The 24,451-nt window shown below is 36.4% G+C and carries 20 protein-coding genes; 18 read left to right on the top strand and 2 right to left on the bottom strand.

The window, feature by feature from the left end; genetic code table 11:
* The first annotated feature begins 6 nt into the window (after positions 1-6).
* The 18 genes from ACVWYN_RS00490 (at position 7) to ACVWYN_RS00405 (ending at position 20,291) form a co-directional block, all read left to right on the top strand.
* Entirely contained in the window at positions 7-1,473 is a 1,467-nt protein-coding gene (locus tag ACVWYN_RS00490; RefSeq protein WP_457286857.1) for a hypothetical protein, read from the top strand.
* Between the two features lie 313 nt (positions 1,474-1,786).
* Complete coding sequence (locus ACVWYN_RS00485; protein WP_457286856.1) at positions 1,787-2,827, top strand: sialidase family protein; 1,041 nt, start codon at positions 1,787-1,789, stop codon at positions 2,825-2,827.
* A 3-nt stretch (positions 2,828-2,830) separates the two neighbouring features.
* Positions 2,831-3,442 carry an imidazole glycerol phosphate synthase subunit HisH gene (hisH, locus tag ACVWYN_RS00480; RefSeq protein ID WP_457286855.1) on the top strand — a complete coding sequence of 204 codons (612 nt, stop codon included), beginning with the start codon at positions 2,831-2,833 and terminating at the stop codon, positions 3,440-3,442.
* Positions 3,442-4,203, top strand: coding sequence for an AglZ/HisF2 family acetamidino modification protein (locus ACVWYN_RS00475; RefSeq protein WP_457286854.1), 762 nt, complete (start codon positions 3,442-3,444; stop codon positions 4,201-4,203). The genes hisH and ACVWYN_RS00475 overlap by 1 nt, the downstream gene beginning before the upstream one ends.
* 43 nt (positions 4,204-4,246) lie before the next feature.
* A complete protein-coding gene (locus tag ACVWYN_RS00470) occupies positions 4,247-5,347 on the top strand; it encodes an N-acetyl sugar amidotransferase (protein ID WP_457286853.1) in 1,101 nt (366 codons plus the stop codon).
* 43 nt (positions 5,348-5,390) lie between these two features.
* Positions 5,391-6,473 carry a hypothetical protein gene (locus ACVWYN_RS00465; RefSeq protein WP_457286852.1) on the top strand — a complete coding sequence of 361 codons (1,083 nt, stop codon included), beginning with the start codon at positions 5,391-5,393 and terminating at the stop codon, positions 6,471-6,473.
* Complete coding sequence (locus ACVWYN_RS00460; protein WP_457286851.1) at positions 6,466-7,725, top strand: hypothetical protein; 1,260 nt, start codon at positions 6,466-6,468, stop codon at positions 7,723-7,725. The genes ACVWYN_RS00465 and ACVWYN_RS00460 overlap by 8 nt, the downstream gene beginning before the upstream one ends.
* A gap of 28 nt (positions 7,726-7,753) precedes the next feature.
* The gene (locus tag ACVWYN_RS00455) at positions 7,754-8,782 is read left to right on the top strand and encodes a Gfo/Idh/MocA family protein (protein ID WP_457286850.1); all 1,029 of its coding nucleotides are present in this window, start codon (positions 7,754-7,756) and stop codon (positions 8,780-8,782) included.
* Positions 8,782-9,249, top strand: a complete 468-nt coding sequence (locus ACVWYN_RS00450) for an acyltransferase (RefSeq protein ID WP_457286849.1) — start codon at positions 8,782-8,784, stop codon at positions 9,247-9,249. Before ACVWYN_RS00455 ends, ACVWYN_RS00450 begins: the two co-directional genes overlap by 1 nt.
* 2 nt (positions 9,250-9,251) lie before the next feature.
* Positions 9,252-10,361: a DegT/DnrJ/EryC1/StrS family aminotransferase gene (locus tag ACVWYN_RS00445; protein WP_457286848.1), complete on the top strand. Its 1,110-nt coding sequence runs from the start codon at positions 9,252-9,254 to the stop codon at positions 10,359-10,361.
* Positions 10,362-10,378: 17 nt separating this feature from the next.
* The gene (locus ACVWYN_RS00440) at positions 10,379-11,095 is read left to right on the top strand and encodes a glycosyltransferase (RefSeq protein WP_457286847.1); all 717 of its coding nucleotides are present in this window, start codon (positions 10,379-10,381) and stop codon (positions 11,093-11,095) included.
* Between the two features lie 5 nt (positions 11,096-11,100).
* Positions 11,101-12,150 (top strand): NAD-dependent epimerase/dehydratase family protein, encoded by a 1,050-nt coding sequence (locus ACVWYN_RS00435; protein WP_457286846.1) that lies wholly within the window; start codon positions 11,101-11,103, stop codon positions 12,148-12,150.
* Positions 12,132-13,355: a hypothetical protein gene (locus tag ACVWYN_RS00430; RefSeq protein ID WP_457286845.1), complete on the top strand. Its 1,224-nt coding sequence runs from the start codon at positions 12,132-12,134 to the stop codon at positions 13,353-13,355. Before ACVWYN_RS00435 ends, ACVWYN_RS00430 begins: the two co-directional genes overlap by 19 nt.
* Positions 13,352-14,254, top strand: a complete 903-nt coding sequence (locus tag ACVWYN_RS00425) for an NAD-dependent epimerase/dehydratase family protein (RefSeq protein WP_457286844.1) — start codon at positions 13,352-13,354, stop codon at positions 14,252-14,254. Before ACVWYN_RS00430 ends, ACVWYN_RS00425 begins: the two co-directional genes overlap by 4 nt.
* Positions 14,255-14,470: 216 nt before the next feature.
* Positions 14,471-15,277 carry a UDP-GlcNAc--UDP-phosphate GlcNAc-1-phosphate transferase gene (locus ACVWYN_RS00420; RefSeq protein WP_457286843.1) on the top strand — a complete coding sequence of 269 codons (807 nt, stop codon included), beginning with the start codon at positions 14,471-14,473 and terminating at the stop codon, positions 15,275-15,277.
* A gap of 121 nt (positions 15,278-15,398) precedes the next feature.
* A complete protein-coding gene (locus ACVWYN_RS00415) occupies positions 15,399-17,339 on the top strand; it encodes a polysaccharide biosynthesis protein (RefSeq protein ID WP_457286842.1) in 1,941 nt (646 codons plus the stop codon).
* 18 nt (positions 17,340-17,357) lie between these two features.
* Positions 17,358-18,974, top strand: coding sequence for a gliding motility protein RemB (locus ACVWYN_RS00410; RefSeq protein ID WP_457286841.1), 1,617 nt, complete (start codon positions 17,358-17,360; stop codon positions 18,972-18,974).
* Positions 18,975-19,001: 27 nt separating this feature from the next.
* Positions 19,002-20,291, top strand: a complete 1,290-nt coding sequence (locus ACVWYN_RS00405) for a nucleotide sugar dehydrogenase (protein ID WP_457286840.1) — start codon at positions 19,002-19,004, stop codon at positions 20,289-20,291.
* Here ACVWYN_RS00405 and ACVWYN_RS00400 read toward each other — a convergent pair.
* Both ACVWYN_RS00400 and ACVWYN_RS00395 read right to left on the bottom strand, forming a co-directional pair.
* Positions 20,288-23,839, bottom strand: coding sequence for a PAS domain S-box protein (locus ACVWYN_RS00400; RefSeq protein ID WP_457286839.1), 3,552 nt, complete (start codon positions 23,837-23,839; stop codon positions 20,288-20,290). The two genes, ACVWYN_RS00405 and ACVWYN_RS00400, sit on opposite strands and share 4 nt — an antisense overlap.
* Before the next feature lie 111 nt (positions 23,840-23,950).
* Complete coding sequence (locus ACVWYN_RS00395) at positions 23,951-24,364, bottom strand: hypothetical protein (RefSeq protein WP_457286838.1); 414 nt, start codon at positions 24,362-24,364, stop codon at positions 23,951-23,953.
* Positions 24,365-24,451 lie beyond the last annotated feature (87 nt).

Here is a 24,451-nt window from a genome sequence, read left to right as displayed (position 1 = left end):
AGTAAAATGGGTTATAATAAATTTGCTCTTGGCAATTCCTCAGCTTTAATTAAAAATTTTGAAACTGAGAATATTGAATTTTTAGCTACACAAGAATATGAGCAATATTCACTGTGGCAAATTGTAAAATATCCATTATTATTACATTGCTTAAGTATCTCAAACAAAAGCGCTGGCTCAAACATCGGAACAAAAAGAGTATTTTTTTTAAGTCTTATTAATAAAAGTAAATTGTTTTTTAAAGCCATAAAACTTTATTTAGATTTAAAAAAAATTAATTATCCAATCTATCTTTTTATCACCAACTCAATAGATAAACTAGCTTTAGATGAGCAAGGCCTGTATCATAATTCATTAATGGATCCAATAATTGATTTCTTTGAAGATAAAAATATTCAGATTTTACATTTTGAATATAATAGAAATTCAAAAAATCCCAGTCGTAAATATGGAAAATGGGATACAGCATATTTAGATGTGCTTAAACATTTCTACAAAAACAGAAAAACAGAAAATCAACTTTTTGTTGATAGATTTAATACATTTTTAAAAGATCAAGAAATAAATATTTCTATAAGCAGTCAATATGTCGATAATATATGTCGAAATTTTATACAAAAGAGAAATCTCTGGTTGTCGTTATTTAAAGAAAAAAAACCTATTAAAATATTTACATCGGAAGTAACAAATACAGGGTTTCTAGCGGCTTGTAACATATTAGATATTAAAGTTTATGAATTTCAACACGGGACTATAGATAAAGATCATCCTGCATACTCAATTAGTGAAGAAATTGTTAAAAATAAAATAAAGTTAAAACCATATGCGTACGTTGTTTTTGGAAAATCTACATCTTTAGCGTTAAAAGCACACTCTTTTAATAATGATGTTAAAATTATTGAAATTGGGAAAAAAAGCATTGATGATTTTAGATCTTTAACGTGCAATAAATTAGTTAATAAGGTCTTACTTTGTTTACAACCCTATATGGATGAATTGAATAAGGAATTAGTTGAGACATTTGTAGAATCAAATTTTACGAAATTCCTAGTAACTTTAAAATTTCATCCACTACAATCGAAGGGTGAACAAGAATCATTAGCAAAATTAGCTTTAAACAACCAAAACATTACAGTTGCAGCTACCAATGAAAAAATTCATAATCTTATTTGTAAGCATGATATAGTAATTGCGCACACAAGCAATGTATTAGAAGAAAGCATTAGTTTAAATAAGCCAACCATTACAGTTACCACTATTGAAGCACCAAACGCCATGATAGATTTAATAAATGATTCTGATATTAAGGTAGCAATTCTTCCAATAGATGTTAATAAGTTACTGACAACAATAGATAAATTTTACACAGATGAATCATTTAAACTAAAATGGACGGAAGCAGTCGAGAGGTATAACGGTTTTTTTTATGCAACCAACTATTCTCAAAATTTAAAAAATTTGTACAATAAATAATTGCTTTAGTTGGCTACAATATGAATAATTCATGAAACCTCACTGACTGAGGGTTTAACGTTGGTAAATTATCTTGTGGGGTTCATCATATAGCGAGGCATATTGTAATAATCGAATTAGCTATTTTTATAAATCTTCAATCGAACAGATCTATTGGACTTTAAATTGAAATGTTGAAATTGAATTGGATGTCCAAATGTATTATTGGTGATTGGGATGCAAATATTGTTGAATTATTTAGATACATATGAAATATAAATCAATAGTAATTTTATTCTGTTTAATTTCAGCATTGTCTTGTAAAAAGAACAATATGTCTCATGAAAATATTGTAGAAAGTGTAATCGACTTTAATCAAACGACTATCAAAGTAGAAGAGATAAGGAAAGCCGATGTATTTGAACCAACTGCAACCTTTAAAGCCTATTTTTCTGCTTCTGCGGCATTTATTGATGGCAAATATGTATTCGTAGCTACAGAGTCTGCAGACGATCATGATTTTAGTTATGCAGATTTGCAAATAAAGACTTTTGACATGGATTTTAATTTGATTAGCGCAAAAGAAAGGTTTCTAGTTAATCAAGCGAAGTTAAATTCTGTAGTGCCAAGTATGATAAAGGTTGGCAATTACTATCATTTTTATTACTTGCGTCAAGAAAGTTACTCAGACGCACGAATATATTTCATGAAAAGTATAGACAATGGTCTCACATGGACCGATGAGCAACGATTGTCATTTGTAAATGGTTACAATTGTATAGCTAATGATCGTGTAGTGATTCTTTCTTCTGGGAGAATTATCATTCCGGTAGCATTTACTAATGATATTGATAGTAATTATGACGGGCAATATGTTTTTTGTTATTACAGCGACGATCAGGGAAAAACATGGAATAAAACACAAGATATAAAATCTACCACCCCCCTAATGGAGCCAAGCGTAGCAGAATTTAAAAAAGGACAGCTTTTAATGGTGATGAGATCAAAATTAGGCAAGTTACTTTTTTCAAAAAGTTATAATAATGGGATAAACTGGACAGTAATTGAAAAATCAAAAATTAATACACCCGTATCAACATCTGCTCTTTATAGAGTAGATGAAAATAAAATAGCTTTAATTTGGAATAATTCACCCTCTTATAAACATGTTTTTGATCGATCGCCATTAAGTTTAAGCTTTTCTGTAGACGGAGGTAACTCTTGGAGCCAGCCGTATGAAGTGGATAAGAATGGGTCGGAAATATATTCTTCACAAGGCTTATTTTATGCGGGAGATAACCAATGGGTGTTACATTACAACTATTCTCCTGATGCAGCAAGATACGGTATACGCGCAAAATTACTTAGATTTTAATAGATGATTAATATTATAAATTACGGAATGGGAAATCTTGGGTCGATTCATAATATGCTGAAGAAACTTGGAATTACTTCTAAAATTGTTGAGCATCCGGATCAGTGTATGGACGCCACCAAATTGATATTACCCGGCGTTGGTGCCTTTGATGAAGGTATGCGGGTTTTGAATGAAGATGGCTGGCTACCTTTTTTTGAACAGAAGGTGATGCGGGAAAAAGTACCTATTTTGGGAATTTGCCTTGGTATGCAATTGATGACTAAGTCAAGTGAAGAAGGAAACTGCAAAGGCCTAGGATGGATTGATGGGAAAACTTTAAAGTTTAATCTCGCAGACACCAGTTTAAAAGTCCCGCATATGGGATGGAATATTGTAAATCCAGCAACCGAAACGGATCTTTTCCAATCAGAAGAAGAAGAAATGAGATTTTATCATGTGCATTCATATTATGTTAAATTGGATGATCAGTCTCAGGAAATAGCGTCAACGAACTATGGTGGACCATTTACATCCTCTTTCCAGAAACAAAACATACTCGGCGTTCAGTTTCATCCTGAAAAAAGTCATAAATTTGGAATGCGGCTGCTGAGAAATTTTTACGAAAAATACTAATGCTAAGAACCAGAGTTATTCCCGTTTTACTTTTGCAAGATCATGGATTGGTAAAAACTACTAAATTTAAAGATCCAAAATATGTAGGAGACCCGATAAATGCAATCAAAATATTCAATGAAAAAGAGGTAGATGAACTTATTTTTTTGGACATTAGCGCATCTAAAGAAAACCGGGAACCGTCATATGACTTAATTAATAAACTGGCAACAGAATGTTTCATGCCATTTTGTTACGGAGGCGGTATTCAAGACGTTTCCACTATCAGAAAGATTTTAAAATTGGGGGTTGAAAAAATAGCCGTCAATACTTATGCGCTTGAAAATCCGGACTTTGTTAGAGAGGCAGCATCTATTTTTGGAAGCTCGACTATAGTTGTGTCGATAGATGTAAAAAAAAATTTATTGGGTCAGTACAAATTGTTCTCCTCTTCAGGCAAAATTAGTGTAAAGAATGATGTTTTAACATTTGCAAAGCAAATGGAGGCGTGCGGGGCCGGAGAGTTGATGATAAACTCAGTTGATGCAGACGGGACAATGCAGGGGTATGATCTCAAGCTTTTAAAAATGATCACCTCAAATGTAAATATACCTGTTATAGGCTGCGGAGGTGCTGGCAGAATTGAAGATTTCGTAAGTGCATCATCAGAAGGCGGTACTTCAGCAGTGGCCGCAGGCAGTATGTTCGTATTTCATGGAAAACACAAAGCCGTTCTTATCACCTACCCAAATCAGAAAGAATTAAGAAAAGTCGGTTTGTAACAAGGAGTTTGCTATTTTTGTGAATTATTTAATCTTAAAATTAATGGCAAACCACAGGGAATATCAAATCTGCTCGAGATGCGTGATGGACACAACAGATCCCAATATAATATTTGATGCTGCAGGGGTATGTAACCATTGTCACAAGTATGATAAGGATAATTCAAAGTTCTCATCAGATATCGAAAAGAAGCAAGCGCTTGAACAACTCATCTCAAAGATAAAAAAGGCAGGGGAGGGGAAGGAATATGATTGCCTGATTGGTGTGAGTGGTGGAGTAGATAGCACCTATGTAGCTTATTTAGTAAAAGACCTTGGACTGCGTCCGCTTGCGGTACATCTGGACAATGGGTGGAATAGCGAACTGGCTGTAATGAATATTGAAAACATCCTGAATAAGTTGAGTATTGATTTATATACCCATGTGATCAATTGGGAGGAATTCAAAGATCTGCAGCTGGCGTTCTTAAAAGCATCCACTCCGGATTCTGAAATTCCTTCAGATCATGCCATTTTTGCATTGATGCGTAAGATAGCGAAAGAGCAGAAAATTGACTTTATCATTTCAGGTATCAATACCAAAACGGAGAGCCACCATCCGGGAGCCTGGTCACAAGGTCACGAAGACTGGCTTTATATAAAAAGCATTCATGAACAATTTGGAAAGAAGAAACTAAAAACCTTTCCTCATGGAAACTGGTGGTCATTTTATACGACCCGCTTTTCGAAAAAATGGATTAACATTTTGGACTATGTCGACTATGTTAAGGACGATGCAAAGAAAATATTGGTAGAAAACCTTGAGTGGCGGGATTATGGGGGCAAACATTTTGAATCTATTTATACAAGATTTTTTCAAGGTTATATATTGCCGGTAAAGTTTGGCTTTGATAAGCGAAAAATGCACATGTCCAGTTTGATTTGTGCAGGAGAAATGACCAGGGATGCGGCTTTAGAAGAACTTAAAAACGATGTATATCCAATAAAGATGCAGGAAGACGATAAAGAATTTGTGATTAAAAAATTTGACGTAACTGATGAAGAATTCGAACAGATTATGGACCGTCCAAAGAAGACCTATTATGACTACCCCTGTTATCCCAATACTTTCATGTACAAGGTATTGAAAAAGCTTTTTGCCTAACATGCATTATTATTTAATTATAAATGAGGGATTAGATAACGGATTGACGAAGAGTCAGGTTCTTGCTCCCATTGGACATAATTCCCTTGAGCATGAGGTTGCCATTATCTCTATTGAGAAACCTTGGAAAAAAATGTCAAAAATTAGTGACGTCAAATGTATTTTGATCCCAATGGCTATCCCATATCGCCTTTTTTTATTTAGTAATGTTGGTTTGTTTTTCATTCCGGTTTTGGCATTTTTCTACGCATTTATACTTTCTTTTATGTTAAGGAAAGAAGATATAATTGTCGCTAGAAGTTATTTCCCGGGGCTGGTGCTTTGTTATTTAAAAAAAATTAAGGGGAATAAATTTAAATTTGACGCTCGAAGCCTATTCGTTCTGGAGTCGACTACTAAAGGTCTCATAAAGAAAAACAGCTTGCTTTACAGGGCCTGGATTACATGGGAAAAGCAAATTTTGGAAAGCTCAGAACTGACCGTAGCGGTTTCTGAGAAGCAAACTGAATATTATTTGCATGTGACCGATAAAAATCGTAAGATAATACAAATCCCATGTTATACATCCAGTAATAACTTCAGATATTTAAATAGGGCTGAATTATTGCCTTTCGATGTTAGCGATATTGTCATTGCATACTATGGATCTTTAGATAATGGGTGGAATAATATCGAAATTTATTATAGTCTTTTTCAGAAAGCAATTAAAAAAGGGTATAAAATTTGTATAATTAGCCAGAATTACAGCCATCTAAAAGCTGATACCAGATTTATTTGCAAGGATATATTTCTTCTTGATACTAAAGTAAATACTAATTATAGTGACTTTCTCCAAGTTTGTGATTATGGTGTCGTAGTGATGCCAAAAATTTCTGACTGGGAGACACGCCTAAGCGTAAAATTCGTAGAATATTTAAATAATGGACTAGGGGTTATAGTTGGTGAATATGTTGGTGAAGCAGTAAGACTGTCTAAAAAATACTTTCCAGAGCACACGATAATTTTTTCTGAAACAAAGAATGAATTTGAATTAGGCAAACTAACTATACAAAGTAAGTTGGAATTGAGACGACGATCCCAGAAGTTGTTCGGAATGAATAATTTTTTGAAATTGATAAATGGGTAATTTTATATCAGTCTCAAAAAACCTAATCGGTGTTATATTACTACATATAATATTATTTGGCCCGAGATTTAGGTTTTTTGATTCATTCCTTATCTTCTCAGTTTTACTATCTGTCATCTTTGTCGTACTATTTGCTGTGGATTATTTGCGTATCCCTCTGCCAATTGCCAACTTCTTAAAATCGTTCTCCTTGTGTATTGCCTATTCAACATTGGTAGCCATTTGCTGGGGTTTTAAAGATATGACGTTATTTGTTGAGTTTTTGAAGTTGTATATTTTCACTTTTTCGGCATTAATTATAGTCAAATATGTTTCTCTCTATAAATCCGATTTCGAAAAATGGATTAATACAAGGATTTATTATGCAACCGTTTTAAATGCATTTATAGTTTGTATCACGGCATTCTCACCATTTATAAAAAATAATATTCTTCCATTAATGTCTTTCAAATTAGCAGACTCTTGGGATGTTTTGTCTGGTACAAGAAGTACTGACTGGAGTATGGGGGGAGGCACTGCATTGTCAATAATTTTTGTGGCTGTGTATGTCATTGGAAAGAAGTATCAACAGGATATCAAATTTCATCTAGAAGGAAATATTTTGTTATTTCTAGGCAGTTTTTTGTCAGGTAGGACCGGATTCTATTTATTGTGCATTTTGGCAGTATACTTCGTGTTCCGGGATTTTCGTGGAATAATCTCATCAATTCTAAAGCCAACTATAAGAAAATCTACCATAATAAGATTGATGATTTATCCAATCATTGTCTGTATATTAATTATTAAATTGAAAAGCATTGTTGACCTTGACATTATAACAGATAGAATTCTGCCTTGGGCTTTTGAATCCTTTTATCAGTATGTGGATGGCGGAAAAGTCGAAAGCCAAACAACAAGTATTTTATTTAATGACTTTTATTTTTTGCCGAAATCAAATATTGGTGCTATTTTTGGGGAATTGAATTTTGTAGGGAATAGTGACGTAGGATACATCAAAATCATCCATTATATTGGATTTGTAGGTCTATCATTTATACTACTTCCATTTATTTATGTGTTGTTGTTTTCAGTAATAAATTTCAAGCGAGTATCTTTTTGTAGATTTCTATTGTTTTATCTTCTGTTAATTTTTTTTATAAATTTTAAAGAACTCTTTTTAATGAACTCAAGAACAGGGTTTTTATTACTGATGATTTGGTTTTCAATTGCCGTTCATCAGAAACAATCGTTGTGTCGAATCAACCTAGATTAGAATAACTGAATAGAAATGAATTTAATACATGAATATAGAAATGACTAAAGCTATTCGCTTTGCTCTAATCGGATGCGGTAGAATTGCGCAGCGTCACGCTGAACATATCAATAACAATGGGTCGCTGGCTGCAGTATGTGACATTGATAAAACAAAGGCAGATGAACTGGCAAAAAAATATAACTGTTCAGCATTTTATTCCGTTGGAGATTTGCTCAATTCCAACACAGAATTTGATGTTGTTTCAATCTGTTCTCCCAATGGGGTCCATGCGGAGCATTCCATAGCCGCGTTAAACGCTGGCAAGCATGTCTTGTGTGAAAAACCAATGGCGATTGATGTGAACGATTGCGGAGAGATGATCAAAGCCGCAGAAAAAAATAACAAGCGGTTATTTGCTATTAAACAAAACAGGTTCAATCCGCCGGTTGCAGCCGTTAAGGAAGCGATTGACAAAGGCATTTTAGGTAAAATTTATAGCATTCAATTAAGTTGTTTTTGGAACAGGAACTTTGACTACTATGCCAATTCATGGAAGGGCACCAAAGCTCTGGATGGCGGAACTCTTTATACGCAATTCAGCCATTTTATAGACTTACTGTACTGGATGGTGGGTGATGTAAGAAGCGCTTACGCACTAACGGGTAATTTTGCACACCAAAAAATTATAGAATTTGAAGATACAGGCGTAGTTGCACTTGAATTTTATAATGGCGCATTAGGGACTATCAACTACACCGTCAACAGCTATGGGAAAAACATGGAGGGATCTCTAACCATTTTCGCTGAGAAAGGTACAGTAAAAATTGGTGGACAGTATTTAAATGAACTTGAATATCAAAATATAGAAGGATTCAAGTTTGAAAATCTTCCTATAGGGAACACAGCTAATAATTATGGTAGCTACCAAGGTTCAATGTCCAATCACGATAAAATTTATGAGAATTTAGTAGATGTTTTATCTCATGGAGGATCAATTTCCGCAAATGCTTTTGAAGGATTGAAAACAGTAGAAATAATTGATAAAATATATCAGTCTGCTAATAGGCTTAGATAATGGGGGCTCCGAAATTTTATGAATCGAAAATTGCTGAAGATGTATTTTTTGGTGATTCAGTTAAAATAGTAAACCCTGTAAATCTTTATGGATGCCAGATTGGTGACTACACATTTATAGGCCCATTTGTAGAAATCCAAAAGGACGTTAAAATCGGCGTTGAATGTAAAATCCAGTCGCACACATTTATCTGCGAACTTGTTGAAATTGGAAACAAATGTTTCATTGGGCATGGTGTGGTTTTCATAAATGACCTTTTTGAAAATGGGGGTCCAGCGGAAGGAGATAAATCTAAGTGGAAAGCAACTAAAATTGGGGATCATGTGTCTATTGGAAGTAATGCAACGATTTTACCAGTGGAGATTTGCAATCATGTGGTAATCGGAGCTGGAGCGGTAGTTACTAAAAGTATATCCGTTCCTGGTGTTTATGCAGGAAACCCGGCAAGATTATTGAGCAAAATATAAGTATGAAAGTTCCGTTTGTTGACCTGAAAGCACAATATCAGGATATTAAATCTGAAATCGATACCGCGATAGAAAGTGTTATTTCTGAAACTGCTTTTATTGGCGGTAAATTTGTAGAAGAGTTTGAGCGTAAATTTGCAGAATTATATGGTGTAAAACACTGTATAGCCGTTGGAAATGGCACAGACTCCCTTTTTATTTTGATGAAAATGCTGGGGGTTGGTATGAATGATGAAGTAATCACCGTGGCGAACAGCTGGATATCGTCTTCCGAAACCATTACACAAACAGGCGCCAAGCCCGTTTTTGTAGATATTGACCCACAATACTATACTTTGGACGAAAATCTTTTGGAAGCTGCTATTAGTCCCAGAACCAAAGCGATTATACCGGTCCATCTTCAGGGACAGGTTTGTGAGATGGATAAAATTGCAAAGATTGCAACGAAATACAATTTGCCTATAATCGAAGATTGTGCCCAGTCCCATTTTTCCGAATATAAAGGAATTAGAGTCGGGACTATTGGAATAGCAGGTTCATTCTCATTTTATCCCGGAAAAAATCTTGGTGCTTATGGGGACGCTGGCTGTATCATTACAGATGACGATGACATTGCCTTGAAGTGTAAGATGTATGCCAGGCACGGGGCGTTAAAGAAGCATCAGCATAAGATGGAAGGAATAAATAGTAGATTGGATGGCCTTCAAGCGGCAATTTTATCTGCAAAGCTTCCGCATATTTTAAAGTGGACTCAGCAAAGAATCGTCAATGCAAAAGTCTATTCTGATTTATTAGCTGATGTTGTAGAAATTTCACTTCCTAAGACCAGACCAAATTCCCAACATACCTATCATCTGTATGTAATCCGTACAAAAAGGCGTGATCAACTGGCAAATTTTCTTAAATTAAAAGGTATAGAGACTGCTGTTCACTATCCAGTTGCTTTGCATAACATGGAGGCTTATAAATACCTAAAGTACAATCCTGAAGACTTTCCTGTAGCGAATTCATACCAAGATACAGTTCTATCATTGCCAATGTTCCCTGAAATGACAAAAGACCAGATTGAATATGTCTCCGGCTCTATCAGGGAATTTTTCACCGGTTATTAAATAATACCTGATTAACTATGGTTTCCGTATGTATCGCAACTTATAATGGAGGAAAATACCTACATGGACAATTAGCAACAATTCTTAAACAATTGGGGCCATTTGATGAAATTATTATTTCAGATGATTCGTCTACAGATGACACAGTTGAAATTGCGAGATCTTTTGAAGACGATAGAATTAAAATATTTGGGAATCAAAAGTTTAAAAGCGCAATATTTAATTTTGAAAATGCTCTAAAATTGGCTTCTAATGAATACATTTTTTTGTCAGACCAGGATGACGAATGGGTAGATGGGAGAGTGAGCAAATTTTTAGATGTCCTTAAAAGTCATGATGTCGTTGTCTGCGACCATTCTTTGATTGATGAAAATGGCAGTTTAATTATGGGTTCTTATTTTTCCACAATTGCCTCCGGACCAGGGATTTTTAAAAATTTTAAAAAAAATACTTATTATGGTTGCTGTATGGCATTTAAAAGGGAAGTCTTAAGTTTGGCGATACCGTTCCCAAAAGATATACCAATGCATGACATATGGTTGGGATTTGTGTCTGACTTATTTTTTAAAGCTAAGTTTTTAAACTTTCCCTACACTAGGTATAGAAAACACCAGAACAATGTTTCAACAGCTACTGAATTGGTTAGCTCAAATGGAATGACTAAAAAGTTAAGCTTCCGCTGGAACGTCGTTAAATATTTACCAAAATTAATTTATAGAAAATATTCAAAATAGAATATATGAAAAAGCTTTTAGTAACAGGATCTTCAGGATTAATCGGATCAGAAGTATGTATTCATTTTGCAGAATTGGGATGGGAAATTCACGGGATCGATAATAATCAAAGAGCTGTTTTCTTTGGAGCGAATGGAGATACAAGGTGGAACCAGCAGAGATTGGAAAGATCTATTTTACAATTTCATCATCATGAAATAGATATTCGAGATCGATCAGCAGTAATTACATTGATTAAAACAATGAATCCAGATGCAATTGTACACACCGCCGCTCAACCCAGTCATGATAGAGCGGCCGCTATACCATTTGATGATTTTGACACAAATGCTGTGGGAACATTCAATTTATTGGAAGCCACTAGGCAACACAGTCTGTCAATTCCTTTTGTCCATATGTCCACAAATAAAGTTTATGGCGATGCACCAAATGAAATCGAAATGATTGAATTAGAAAACAGATTTGATTACTCTGATCCAACTTATTTGAATGGCATACCAGAATCATTTAGAATTGATCAAACTAAACATTCACTTTTTGGCTCATCAAAGGTATCTGCAGATATTTCCGTCCAAGAATATGGTCGTTATTTTGGTATGCCTACAGCATGCTTACGCGGAGGTTGTTTAACAGGGCCAAATCATACGGGCGTAGAATTGCATGGATTTTTAAGTTACTTAGTTAAATGTAATCTTGAGGAACGGGAATATACAGTATTCGGCTATCAAGGCAAACAAGTCAGGGACAATATTCATTCCTATGATGTAGCAAGGTTTATTGAAGAATTTATAAAAGCCCCTAGAATAGCTGAAGTTTATAATTTAGGGGGCGGAAAAGACAATACTTGTTCAATTTTAGAAGCATTCGACATTATCTCTAAAATTAGTGGTAAGCCTATGAAATATAAATACGATGAGACTAACAGGATAGGCGATCATATCTGCTATTATAGTGACTTAAGGAAAATGAAGTCACATTACCCAAATTGGGATATTACCAAATCTTTGCAAACTACATTCGAAGAAATATATCAGTCATGGCTGAAAAGGAATTAGAGGTATATATTTGTAGTAATGTTGGAATAGATTATTTCTTTTTTCTGGGAAGAACGATCTCAGAGTCCGGCTATAAGGTTAGATCGACTTTTCTAGTTTCTGAAGAGAATTATCGGAAGCTAGCAAAGACGGGCGGATTGTTAAAAGTGTGGTTAAGGATAAAAATGTATATTCTCTACCCATTTTTACTTATTTACAAGGTGTTAGCTTCTAAAAAAGCTAGCATATTTGTAGTCACAAGTAACAATTTCTTTGCTCCTTATTTAGTTTACCTATTTTTAAAATTTAAATCAGGGAAAGTAATTCATTTGTTATATGATTTGTATCCTGACGCTATTGAGATCGCAGGAGCGATAAAGCCTCATTCCTTTATCTCAAATTTGATAGGAAAAGTCATGAAACGAAATTTAGCCAAATGTGATGCTACTGTATATCTAGGCCAACTCTTAAAAGAACACGCTGAAAGTAGGTGGGGGAGAGCACCTTTTAGTGATATTATAGATATATCAACAGATCTTGATTTGTATTCTAATGAATTTAATAATGAAATCAATAGCGACAAAATTATACTTCATTATGGGGGGCAATTAGGTCATTTGCATGACGCCAATTCCTTGATCAAATCAATTAAATTTGTTTGTAGTTCTGATATTGCTCAATTTGTCCAATTTAATTTTTATGTTAGTGGTGCGCAGGCTCAGTTTTTAGAGGAGTCCCTATATGGATTACCAGTTAAGGTTATTTCAGCAGTTCCAAGTGCGCAATGGCGCGAAGATATTAAAAATTTCCACATTGGTATGGTTTCCCTAAGTCCAGGGGGTGCAACGGTATGCTTGCCAAGTAAAACTTATGGCATGATGGCTGGCGGAATGGCGATTTTAGCTATCGCACCAGAGTGGTCAGATCTGTCAACTTTAATTAGAACACTTGATAGTGGGTGGATTATTAATAACGCCGAAGTCCTGAATGCAGAAGACTTGGCAGTGGGCGATTACATGGAGAACATACAGAAGAATAAAGATTCAGATCTCGTTGCTGAGTGCTTCTATAGTCAACTGAAAATAATTATAAATGATCGGAACAATTTAGCTGAAAAGAGGGAAAATGCTTTTCGAAATGTGAGGAGACAGCATAATTTGACTTTACTAGCCGAAAAATGGGACAGAATCATTAACCATATTTCGTTACCTAATCTATTAAAATGAGCGTATTGATTACTGGTGCAACTGGGTTTGTAGGTGAGAATTTGCGGAGATATTTTAAGAACTTAGCAATTGATTTTCTTACCCCAACCCGATCAGTGTTGCAAAATATTTCATCTGCGGATTTTAATGGCGTTAAAGTAATTATTCACTTGGCTGGTAAAGCACATGACCTAAAAAAATCATCAAGTCCTGACGAGTATTATGAAATAAATTATCAACTAACTAAAAGGCTATATGATGCTTTTTTAGAGTCTGATGCTGAGAAATTTATTTTCGTTAGTTCTGTAAAAGCGTCCGCTGATGTTGTTGATGGGATGTTGAATGAAGATAGCATTCCTAGCCCGGTGACTGATTATGGCAAATCTAAATTGATGGCGGAGCAATATATTCAAAATCAACCGTTGATAGCTAGCAAATTTTATTACATATTGAGGCCTTGCATGATCCATGGGCCGGGTAATAAAGGGAATCTAAACCTACTATATAATTTTGTTCAGAAAGGTATTCCTTATCCACTTGCCAGCTTTGAAAACAAAAGGTCCTACTTAAGTGTAGAGAATTTGTGTTTTGTCATAAATGAACTTGTTGCTAATCGTATTCCATGCGGCATTTACAATGTTTGTGACGATGAGGTTTTGTCGACAAATGAGGTTGTATTAATTCTGTCAGAATCTTTGGCAAAGCGCCCTAGATTATGGAATATTCCTTCTTTGTTAATTCGATTAATTGCTAAAATTGGAGATCAAATCAGGCTACCTCTGAGTACAGAGCGATTAAATAAACTTACTGAAAACTACATCGTTAATAATTGTAAAATAAAAAGCGCTATAAAAAAGGATTTTCCACTTAGCTCCAGGGAGGGTTTAGCAATAACGGCGAAATCATTTAAATTGCCTTAATTTGAGGCTCCAATTGATTTTGCTTGTAGATTTAACTAGCTTAGCGAGATATAAAATTCCATGTCTGCTATCGTTAACATCATTATATTACTGTGTTTATTTGCACTTGAACTTATTTATTTCAAGCTGGCAAATTATTATAATATCATTGATAAGCCTAATCACAGGAGCTCTCATACGTTAATAACTATTAGAGGGGGAGGGATTGTATTTACAATGTCTTTACTAATTTATATGTTATTTTTCGGGGTGGTATATCCTTTTTTTTTGATAGGCGCAATCATTATAACTGTAGTTAGCTTTACAGATGATATTAAGCCTATAAGTAATAAAATCAGATTAACGTTTCATCTTATCGCTGTAGGATTACTTTTTTACCAGGCAGGCGTCTTTAATTTTACCATTTACGTTGTTATTCTTTCTTTAATTGTAGCTATTGGTATAATTAACGCTATTAATTTTATGGATGGAATTAACGGCATCACGGTGATATATGCATTTACATGCTTAATTACTCTTTGGTATATTGATATTTATTTGAGTAATTTCATTATAGAAAATCTGCTAATTACGGTGCTTCTGGCAGTTTTGGTATTCGCCTTTTTTAATTTTAGAACTAAGGCCAAGTGTTTCGCAGGTGATGTTGGTAGCGTTAGTATCGCTTTCATTCTGGTATTTCTGCTCACAAAATTGATCCTTACATCAGGAAATCCAGTGTTTCTTTTGTTGCTTATAACTTATGGTCTCGACACGTTAACGACAATCTTATTTCGACTAATTCGTAGTGAGAATATTTTTGTGGCCCACCGGAGTCACTTTTATCAATATCTTTCCAACGAAATAAAAATTCCACATCTCTATGTGGCTTCTGGATATGCTTTCACACAATTGATTGTTAACTTACTTGTAATTTTTTTTCTAAAGGATTCACTCCTCCTTGCATTATACTTTGCTGTTGCTTGGGGACTCATATTTGTGGGATTAAGATTTTACATAGAGGGGAAAACTCGATTGTTAGGCTAATGTATTCTTAACGATCTTTATGGTATTGTTTTTACTACATAAAGATTCAGTCGGTAGGTTGTTATCGCTAATTGTATAATTAGCATGAAATTTGTTTAGCTTTGTTCTATAATTTTCAAACTTGTTTACTCAACTCAATATAGTCCCTCGTTGGATCATCTTTTGCCTGGATCTGCTGATATGCATGGTGTCTTTGTCTTTGGCGTATTTGATTAAATACAATTTTGACCTTTCTAGTTTAGACTTCATCGAATTTAGCAGGAATATAGTTTTTGTTACTGCGATAAATAGTGTTGTATTTTTCAATGTTAAGACCTATTCCGGTATAATTAGGTATACCAGTGCTCAGGATAGCATTCGCATCCTTTTCTCTGTACTTATCGGTAATGGTATATTTTTCTTTTTGAATATGATTATTGTGGCTTTTGGACGGCATCAATATATTTCCAGCAGTACATTAGTTGTAAACGGTCTAGCTAGCTTTCTTTTGTTAATTACTTACCGGGTTCTTGTCAAATTTTTCTTCATGTATATCAAGAATTTGAAATTGGATAAAGTCCGAGTGATGATATATGGCGCTGGTGAAGCTGGTGTTGCCACCAAAAGGACCTTCGATCATGATAATCGTGTCAATAAGAATATTATCGCTTTTGTTGATGATGATGATAGAAAAGTTGGCAAAACAATCGATGGGGTTCGAATATTAGATGCCAAGAATTTAATTAATCTTATCATCGAGCATGAGTTGGATGAGATTATTTTTGCTTCCTATACAATACCAATTGAAAAGAAAAATCAGATAGTTGATGTCTGTTTGGAGAATAGTATACAAGTCTTAAATATACCTCCTGCAGATGTATGGATTAACGGGGAGCTTAAAACTGCGCAAATCCAAAACATAAATATCGAAGACCTCCTTGATCGAAAATCTATTCACATTGATACAGATGGTATCGGGACGGAATTAAAAAACAAAAGAGTTCTTATTACTGGCGCTGCCGGTTCAATTGGTAGTGAAGTTGTACGCCAGTTGCTGAAATTTGAAGTTGGATTGATTATCCTTAATGATCAATCTGAAAGTGCACTTCACGAACTACATTTGGAACTTTCAGAAACTTATAAGGATAAGAATTTTCATTCCTATATAGGTGATGTAAGGGATGAAAAACGGATGGAGGATTTATTTAGTAACTACAAGCCTCATTATGTTTACCACGCAGCGGCGTACAAGCATGTACCGATGATGGAGGATAATCCCTGCGAAGCAATCAAAACAAATGTGTTTGGTACTAAGACCATTGCTGATAAGTCGGTTCAACACGGAGTTCAAAAATTTGTAATGATTTCAACCGACAAAGCAGTTAACCCAACAAATGTGATGGGGGCATCGAAGCGCATTGCGGAAATATATGTCCAATCATTGAATAATTCTCTAAGTGCAGATAGTCACATCTTCCAAAATGGCCTTAGCTATATTAATGAGCTAAACGTTAAGCCGATCACAAGGTTTATCACAACAAGATTTGGCAATGTATTGGGGTCTAACGGGTCCGTTATTCCAAGATTTAAGCAGCAAATTGAAAAAGGGGGGCCTGTTACAGTTACACATCCAGATATTACTAGGTTTTTTATGACTATTCCAGAGGCTTGTCGATTGGTGTTGGAGGCTGGATGCATGGGTAAGGGTGGAGAGATCTTCGTTTTCGATATGGGTAAATCGGTTAAAATAGTTGACTTGGCTAAAAAGATGATCCGCTTGGCTGGTCTTATACCTAATCAAGACATTAAAATTGAATACTCAGGATTGCGTCCTGGAGAAAAGTTATTTGAAGAACTACTCAATGATGAAGAAAACACAATGCCTACGCATCATGAAAAAATCATGATAGGTAAAGTACGCGAGTATGTATTTTCTGAGGTGGAGACAGCAATATATTCTTTAATTGCTTCAGCAAGAAATAGTGAAGACCGACAAGTTGTTACTAAAATGAAAGCCTTGGTTCAGGAGTATAAGAGCCAAAATTCTAAATTTGAAGAACTGGATTCAATTGAGTCCAAATAATAAGTTATTATCTATTAAATGAGAAAATTATTAATTTTTAACCTTTTACTTTTGACGTTTATTATATCAAATGCTCAAGATAAAACGCCTAATCAAAATATCCCCTACTCGTACCCATTTTACCAAAAGCTTAACAAGCAGGTTTACGATCGTAATTCTAGGTTACATAGCGCTATTAAGGGCTTTTATTTGGATGATAGTCTGCTAAATTCCCGGTATTCTGAATTAATGAAATTGGGAACCGACAGTCTAAACAAAAGAAGTTGGTTGAGAAGAAAGGTAACAGAAGAACATCTGTTTGGTGTAGAAACACCTGAATATACAGTGTATGCAGATTTCTTACCCGATTTTCAAATAGGAAAAGAATTTAGCCAATCAAAAACTACCTGGAAGAATACCAGAGGTTTTCAAGTCGGAGGAACCATCGGGAAGAAATTCTCCTTCTATACCAATGGATTCGAAAATCAAGGTGTGTTTGCCAATTATATTACAGAATATATAGATAGTAATCAGGTTGTCCCAAGCGAAATGTCTGGGAAATTGGCCAATAGAACGAAAGACTGGGCTTATGCTACGGCATTGTTATCGTTCACTCCAAGCAAATACTTAAATATTGCTTTAGGGTATGACAAGAATTTTATTGGTGATGGTTATCGTTCGATGCTGCTCTCGGATGTTGCTGCTAATTATTCCTTCTTGCGCTTAAGAGCCTCTCTGGGGAATGTTCAATATCAAACCATCTTTGCTTATATGCTGGATCCAGGTGCACCTAAGTTCACCTCCGATAGGAGATTAGGAGACAGGGGTAAATGGAATGCCATTCAATATTTGGATTGGAATGTTAATAACAGATTGTCCTTAGGATTTTTTCAAGCCGTAACATGGGCTGATGCTGAACCTGAAGGCAAGCGTGGTTTTGATTTCAATTATATTAATCCCTTTGTTTTCTTAAGGCCTGTTGAGGGTGCAAACGTAAGTTCTCCAGATAAACTCCGTATAGGACTAAATACCCATTATGAACTATTAGAAAAAACTACTATTTACGGACAGTTTATGTTTGACGAATTCACAGCTAAAGAGGTATTTGCTGGAAATGGTTATTGGGCTAATAAATGGGCTGCACAATTGGGTTTTCGTGGGTCTGATTTAGCTAATGTGGAAAGCCTTAATTATTTGGTTGAATTCAATACTGCACGGCCTTATACTTACGCTCATTTTCAAAGAATAAGCAACTATTCTGGGATGAACCAGCCTTTAGCACATCCGCTTGGAGCAAACTTTAGGGAGTTATTGGGCATTATGAACTATAGTTATCAAAGATTTGATTTTCAAGGACAAGCTTCTTATGCCAGATATGGTTTAGATCCTCCCGGAACAAATTATGGTAAGAACATAAACCTGAGTTATGAAACCCGGTCTGTGCAATATGGTAGTCATGTTGGCCAGGGCATTAAAACAAACCTATACTTCGCCGAGCTTAAGACAGCGTACTTGCTCAATCCTAAGTACAACCTCAGACTGGAAATTGGAGGGGTATACAGAAGGGAAAGCAGTGAGGGGCTGACGAGTAAAAACACGCAGCTTATTACCTTCGGACTAAGAAGTACATTTAGAAACCTATACCAAGACTTCTAAGCCCGCCTAAATAAACCTACTTATACCATGTCACCAGCAACCCCTAAAAAAATTGCAGTTATAGGCCTAGGCTATGTAGGTTTACCGCTTTCGATAGAGTTTGCGAAGAAACATGATGTGCTGGGTTTCGATATCAACCAGCAACGTATAAATGAATTACTCGCTGATCATGATATTACCAAAGAAGCAGATCTAACCTCCCTAAAAGAAGTTTTAAATACTGATCAATCTCAAACAGGGCTTATCCTTTCTTCTAATCAGCTAGATCTTAAAAGTTATACTATTTACATCGTAACTGTTCCAACTCCGGTGGACGCTTTTAAGAACCCAGATCTTAATCCGTTGCTCAAGGCAACAGAAATGCTTGCCAAGGTATTAAAGAAGGGTGACACGGTAATCTATGAGTCTACAGTTTATCCAGGTTGTACAGAAGAGGATTGTGTGCCTGTGCTGGAGCAATATTCCGGACTAATCTACAACCAGGATTTCTTTTGTGGCTACTCTCCTGAAAGGATCAATCCAGGCGATAAAATTAACACCCTCACCAAAATTAAAAAGGTTACTTCTGGTTCTACGCCAGCAGCAGCCATCGCTATAAATAATTTGTACGCAGAGATCATCAGTGCAGGTACACACCTGGCCCCCAGTATAAAAGTTGCGGAGGCTTCTAAAGCAATAGAGAATGCCCAAAGGGATGTCAACATCTCTTTTGTAAATGAGCTGGCACTGATCTTCGATAAATTGGATATTGATACGTCAGATGTGCTGGAGGCTGCAGCAACCAAATGGAACTTTCTAAAGTATAAACCCGGACTAGTAGGCGGGCATTGCATTGGTGTAGATCCTTATTATCTGGCTTACAAGTCTAATGCTTTAGGCTACGTTCCACAAGTCATCTTGTCGGGCCGTAAGGTTAATGAAGACATGGGTATCTTCATCGCCAATAAAGTTGTTAAACTTATTCTTGCCAAAGGGGATAAAATAAAGGGCGAAAGGGTACTTATCCTGGGTTTCGCCTTTAAAGAGAATTGTCCGGATATCCGCAATACCAGGGTAATAGATATTTATAAAGAACTTGGCCAATTTGGATTGCTGCCTGATATATATGATCCATGGGCTAATCCCGAACAGGTAGTAGCAGAATATGGTATCAACTTAAAAAAAGAATTGACTAAAGAGAACTATAAAGCGGTGATCGTTGCAGTCGCACACAATGAGTTTTTAACCATTGACTACAAAAGCTATAAAGAACAAGGTGCGGTCATATTCGACATCAAATCCTTTATCCCTCGTGAATTTGTAGATGCGCGACTTTAAATCAACAATTTCAAACAAACCCTAATCTCTCCCTGTAATTTTTCATTTAGCAATTCCAATTGATCATCATCAGCATTATCCAGGTGGGCTAATTCATTGGCTACGCCACTTAATAGCTTTAACCCAGAGGTCATGGCTGTTCCATATAATTTGTGACCAACTGCATTTAGCGCAGGCAAGTCTTTGATAGCAACCAAGCTATTTATGGCTTCAGCAGAGTCAGAAAGCTCTGTTCGTGTTAGCTGAATCACTTCCCTCATCAGTCGCTCGTCGTTGCCAATGTTTGCTATAATCTGCGCCTTATCAAAATGCAGGTGGGCTGCCTGTTTTACATCATAAAAGTGCAACCATTTCTCAAAAGCAAGGGCAAGGGTGCTTTCTACAATCGGTTTAAGAATAAAGTCGTTCATTCCCGCTTCCAGGCACTTCTCTTTCTCACTTTTTACATTTCCGGCAGTAAGGGCAAGTATCGGTACGTTCTTCCCGGCTTCAGTTAGCCTAATTTGCTTTGTGGCCTCATATCCATTCATTTCCGGCATCTGTACATCCATTAAGATCAAATCCGGTTTATTGGTCTCGCAATAGGTCAGTGCTTCCAATCCGTTCGCCGCTTCATATATAGCTGCATTGGGCGCAATTCTCCGGATAATCGTTTTCGCAAGCAGCATATTAATCGCATTATCCTCTGCAATCAGGATGTTTACTTTTGCTGCTGTCTTGGTGAGCTCGGCCTGTTTAACCTCTACATGGTACTGTTCCTCCTTGTCAAGCCTGGAGAGTACATTATAGATATCCTCTGTTTTAATAGGCTTCACCATGGTGTGAATCACATTCAACTCCTTACAAGCGCTTTGTAGCAATTCGTCATCAGAAGAGCTGTGCAGTAAAATAATCTGCTGTTCCTTATCCCCAATTTCAAAGTTGGCTCTAATTTTCTTAATCGTCTCCAGCCCATCCATATATGGCATATGGTAATCCATAATAATGGCGTCGTACTCTTCACCCTTTGCCAGGAATTGCAAGGCTTCAAAACCATTTTTAGCCTCATCACTCTTAATCTGTTTCAGCAGCAACATTTGGTTCAGGATCATCCTGTTGTTCTCATTGTCGTCCACAATAAGTACCTTCCTGATGTGGTCAATGTCTTTCCATTCAATCGCATCGCCTGCTTCTGCCGGTAGGGTAAGATCAAAGTAAAAGGTACTTCCTTTACCTGCAATGCTATTCAGCTCCAATTTACTGCCCATCAAACCCAGCAGTTTGTTGGATATGGTTAGCCCAAGTCCCGTTCCTCCATATTTTTTGGTAGTCGTACCATCTTCCTGCGAGAAGGCCTCAAATATTTTCTCCTGCTTATCTAACTTAATTCCAATACCCGTATCCCGCACACTAAACCTAAATATTTTTAACTCTTCCTGCTCCCCAATGATTTCTATTTTAAGTTCGATCTCGCCTTTTTCTGTAAATTTTGAAGCATTGCTCAACAGGTTGATCATGATTTGCTTTAACCTTACAGAATCCGTCCATATAAACCTGGGCAGGTCGTAAGGTATATTTAGCAGCATCTCCAGCCCTTTCGTTTGGATTTGGTAGGTAATGATGTCCGTAGCCTGTGCACTCATTTCATACAGGTCGCATTTCTCAATAGAAAGCTCCAGCTTACCGGCTTCAATCTTGGAGAAATCCAGGATATCGTTGATGATGCCAAGCAGGGCATTGGCCGATTGGTTTACAATGGATAAGTATTGCTGTTGCGTCTCGTTAAGCTTAGTTTTCAGCACAAGGTCTGTAAACCCGATCACGCCGTTTAAGGGGGTTCGAATCTCATGACTCATATTGGCCAGAAATTCCGATTTGGCAACATTTGCTTCCTCTGCCCTAACTTTTTCTATTTTTAGCTCCTCTCGTTGTGCATTTAAAGAGGTGATATCTAGTCCAATACCTAGAAAGCCAGTTATCTTATTCGCCTTGTTTCTTATCGGTGTGGTGGCTACCGATACTTTACGAATTTGTCCGTCTTTCCTTACATAGCTCCATTCGTTCTGCTCAGAACCATGCCTCACCGCATTTTTTATAAAAATATTTAATCCCGATACTTCAGTACCATAGGTTTGACTCAGTTCCTTTCCCTTCTTGTTTACTTCTTCCGGAAGGTGGATCATGTAGGGCGTATTTTTGCCTATCATCTCGACTGCAGTATAGCCAAGAAGCTTTTCTGCACCGGTATTAAATACGGTAATGATCCCTTGTTCATCCGTTGCAATGATGCTAACTTCCGATGCGGCGTGCAAAACATCATCCAGAAACTGTTTGGTGCGATCCAGCTCTTTTTCCAACTTAGCGCGTTCTGTAATGTCAATCGCATTTCCAATTACGTATGATGGTCCATCGGCAACTATCTCTAGTACATTCTTAAACATCCAAATGCGCGCAGCACCATTTTTATGATTGGTTAGCATTTGTCCTTCCGCACTCCCTGTTTCCGTAATCTGTTTCAGGTAGGCATCTACAAAAGCATGTCGTTGGGGTGGTGTAATGTCATATAAACTGGAACTCAGTATCTCTTTAGTGGTGTATCCAAGTATTGCTGCACCTGCGTAATTTACAGAAAGGAAGTTACCTTTAATGTCATGCGTACACATCAGGCCTTGAGAGTTTTCAAAAAATGCACGTAATCTTTTTTCGCTAATGATCAGCTTAGCTTCCCGAAGGCGTTCTTCGGTCATATCGCGACCAATCCCAAATACATTTTGCGTATTTGGTTCTTGTGTTGCTACCCATTGCAGTGTCTTATAATCACCTGTTTTAGTCTGCAGCCTATGCTCAAGTACAATGGTATTTGCCCCGCTTGCCAACTTCATGATCTCAGTCCTGGATAGTTTTAGGTCTTCAGGGTGTATCAGGTCATATAATGATCTCGTTTTCAGGTCTTTTTTATTCCAGCCCAATAAATGTTCAAACATTGGGTTTACCTTTTTGAACAAGCCATCTGTATCTAAAATACAGATCAGGTCATTGGAGATCTTAAAGAGCTTTTCAAAATTGTCTAGTTCTTTCTTCTTCCTGTGTTCAACAATTAACGCGATTGCCTCCTCGGCCAAAAGTTCCAGTGCCCTCTTTTGTTTGTCATTCAGCTGTTTGGGTTGCTGATCTATGATGCACAATGTGCCCAGCGCGTAACCATTAGGGTCTATTAAAGGATACCCTGCATAAAAGCGGATGTTTGGATCACCGGTAACCAGCTCGTTCTCTACAAATCTTTCGTCTTTTTTAGCATCGGGGACTTCAAAATATGTATCTCCCATAATGGCATATTGGCAAAAAGACAGCTCCCTTGGCGTCTCTGTAATATCCAAACCTACCCTCGATTTAAACCACTGTCTTTTTTCATCAATTAAGGATATCAAAGAAATAGGCGCCTCACAGATGATAGAGGCTAGTTCAGTAATCCGGTCAAATTTATATTCATTACCGGAATCCAGTATCTCATAATCCTTAAGAAACTTTAACCGCTCTTGCTCATTTTCCGGAACTGGATACTTATTCATCTGGCTATTTTAGGTATGACTCAATTTGTATCAATTTACAAAAATTTTGCCACTTAGCCACATTTCCAAATGAAATAAAGGAAAGGATGCCTTTTCAGGCATCCTCAGTTTTTAATCCTTTCCGTAGCCGATACTTACGGTCACGTAGCCAGAAACAACCCAGCTGCCGTCATTTGCACTGCTCGATTTAAGGTTGCTGCTTGTTTTCAGTGTTTTAAACGGATCCGTTTCTGGATTTGTAGTTTCCTTAACCTGCTTCTCCAAATAAATAGGCAATTGATTTGCCAGCGCAAAACTGCATGCTGTAGCGGTCAGCGCCAGCGTTTCAGCATTCAGGTTTTTAACAAAATTAAGCTGTGAAGGCTTTAAGTCAAAGCGTGCAGCCATCCATTCCTGGAAGTTCAAAAGCATGGATTCCGCTTCAGCTTTCAACTCAAATTTTGGTAACTGATAAATTTCCTGCAAGAGCGCATCAACTCCAGACTGGCTAAAGGCATAATTAGCCATTGTACAATTTTGATTCATAATATTTATTGTTTTGTTTAAAATACGTGCGCTATGGCACCGTTAACTGGTCGCAAAACTATAAGGCTTTTCTGTGTTTAAAGCCTG

The organism is Pedobacter sp. UYP24 (genome assembly GCF_054057295.1).
This window is presented reverse-complemented; position numbering and strand designations above follow the sequence as displayed.

Bases quoted from the DNA above. Each gene is read 5' to 3' on its own strand.
- ACVWYN_RS00490 (WP_457286857.1), top strand. From the start codon at position 7: ATGGGTTATAATAAATTTGCTCTTGGCAATTCCTCAGCTTTAATTAAA.
- ACVWYN_RS00485 (WP_457286856.1), top strand. From the start codon at position 1,787: ATGTCTCATGAAAATATTGTAGAAAGTGTAATCGACTTTAATCAAACG.
- hisH (WP_457286855.1), top strand. From the start codon at position 2,831: ATGATTAATATTATAAATTACGGAATGGGAAATCTTGGGTCGATTCAT.
- ACVWYN_RS00475 (WP_457286854.1), top strand. From the start codon at position 3,442: ATGCTAAGAACCAGAGTTATTCCCGTTTTACTTTTGCAAGATCATGGA.
- ACVWYN_RS00470 (WP_457286853.1), top strand. From the start codon at position 4,247: ATGGCAAACCACAGGGAATATCAAATCTGCTCGAGATGCGTGATGGAC.
- ACVWYN_RS00460 (WP_457286851.1), top strand. From the start codon at position 6,466: ATGGGTAATTTTATATCAGTCTCAAAAAACCTAATCGGTGTTATATTA.
- ACVWYN_RS00455 (WP_457286850.1), top strand. From the start codon at position 7,754: ATGAATATAGAAATGACTAAAGCTATTCGCTTTGCTCTAATCGGATGC.
- ACVWYN_RS00450 (WP_457286849.1), top strand. From the start codon at position 8,782: ATGGGGGCTCCGAAATTTTATGAATCGAAAATTGCTGAAGATGTATTT.
- ACVWYN_RS00445 (WP_457286848.1), top strand. From the start codon at position 9,252: ATGAAAGTTCCGTTTGTTGACCTGAAAGCACAATATCAGGATATTAAA.
- ACVWYN_RS00440 (WP_457286847.1), top strand. From the start codon at position 10,379: ATGGTTTCCGTATGTATCGCAACTTATAATGGAGGAAAATACCTACAT.
- ACVWYN_RS00435 (WP_457286846.1), top strand. From the start codon at position 11,101: ATGAAAAAGCTTTTAGTAACAGGATCTTCAGGATTAATCGGATCAGAA.
- ACVWYN_RS00430 (WP_457286845.1), top strand. From the start codon at position 12,132: ATGGCTGAAAAGGAATTAGAGGTATATATTTGTAGTAATGTTGGAATA.
- ACVWYN_RS00425 (WP_457286844.1), top strand. From the start codon at position 13,352: ATGAGCGTATTGATTACTGGTGCAACTGGGTTTGTAGGTGAGAATTTG.
- ACVWYN_RS00420 (WP_457286843.1), top strand. From the start codon at position 14,471: ATGTCTTTACTAATTTATATGTTATTTTTCGGGGTGGTATATCCTTTT.
- ACVWYN_RS00410 (WP_457286841.1), top strand. From the start codon at position 17,358: ATGAGAAAATTATTAATTTTTAACCTTTTACTTTTGACGTTTATTATA.
- ACVWYN_RS00405 (WP_457286840.1), top strand. From the start codon at position 19,002: ATGTCACCAGCAACCCCTAAAAAAATTGCAGTTATAGGCCTAGGCTAT.
- ACVWYN_RS00400 (WP_457286839.1), bottom strand. From the start codon at position 23,839: ATGAATAAGTATCCAGTTCCGGAAAATGAGCAAGAGCGGTTAAAGTTT.
- ACVWYN_RS00395 (WP_457286838.1), bottom strand. From the start codon at position 24,364: ATGAATCAAAATTGTACAATGGCTAATTATGCCTTTAGCCAGTCTGGA.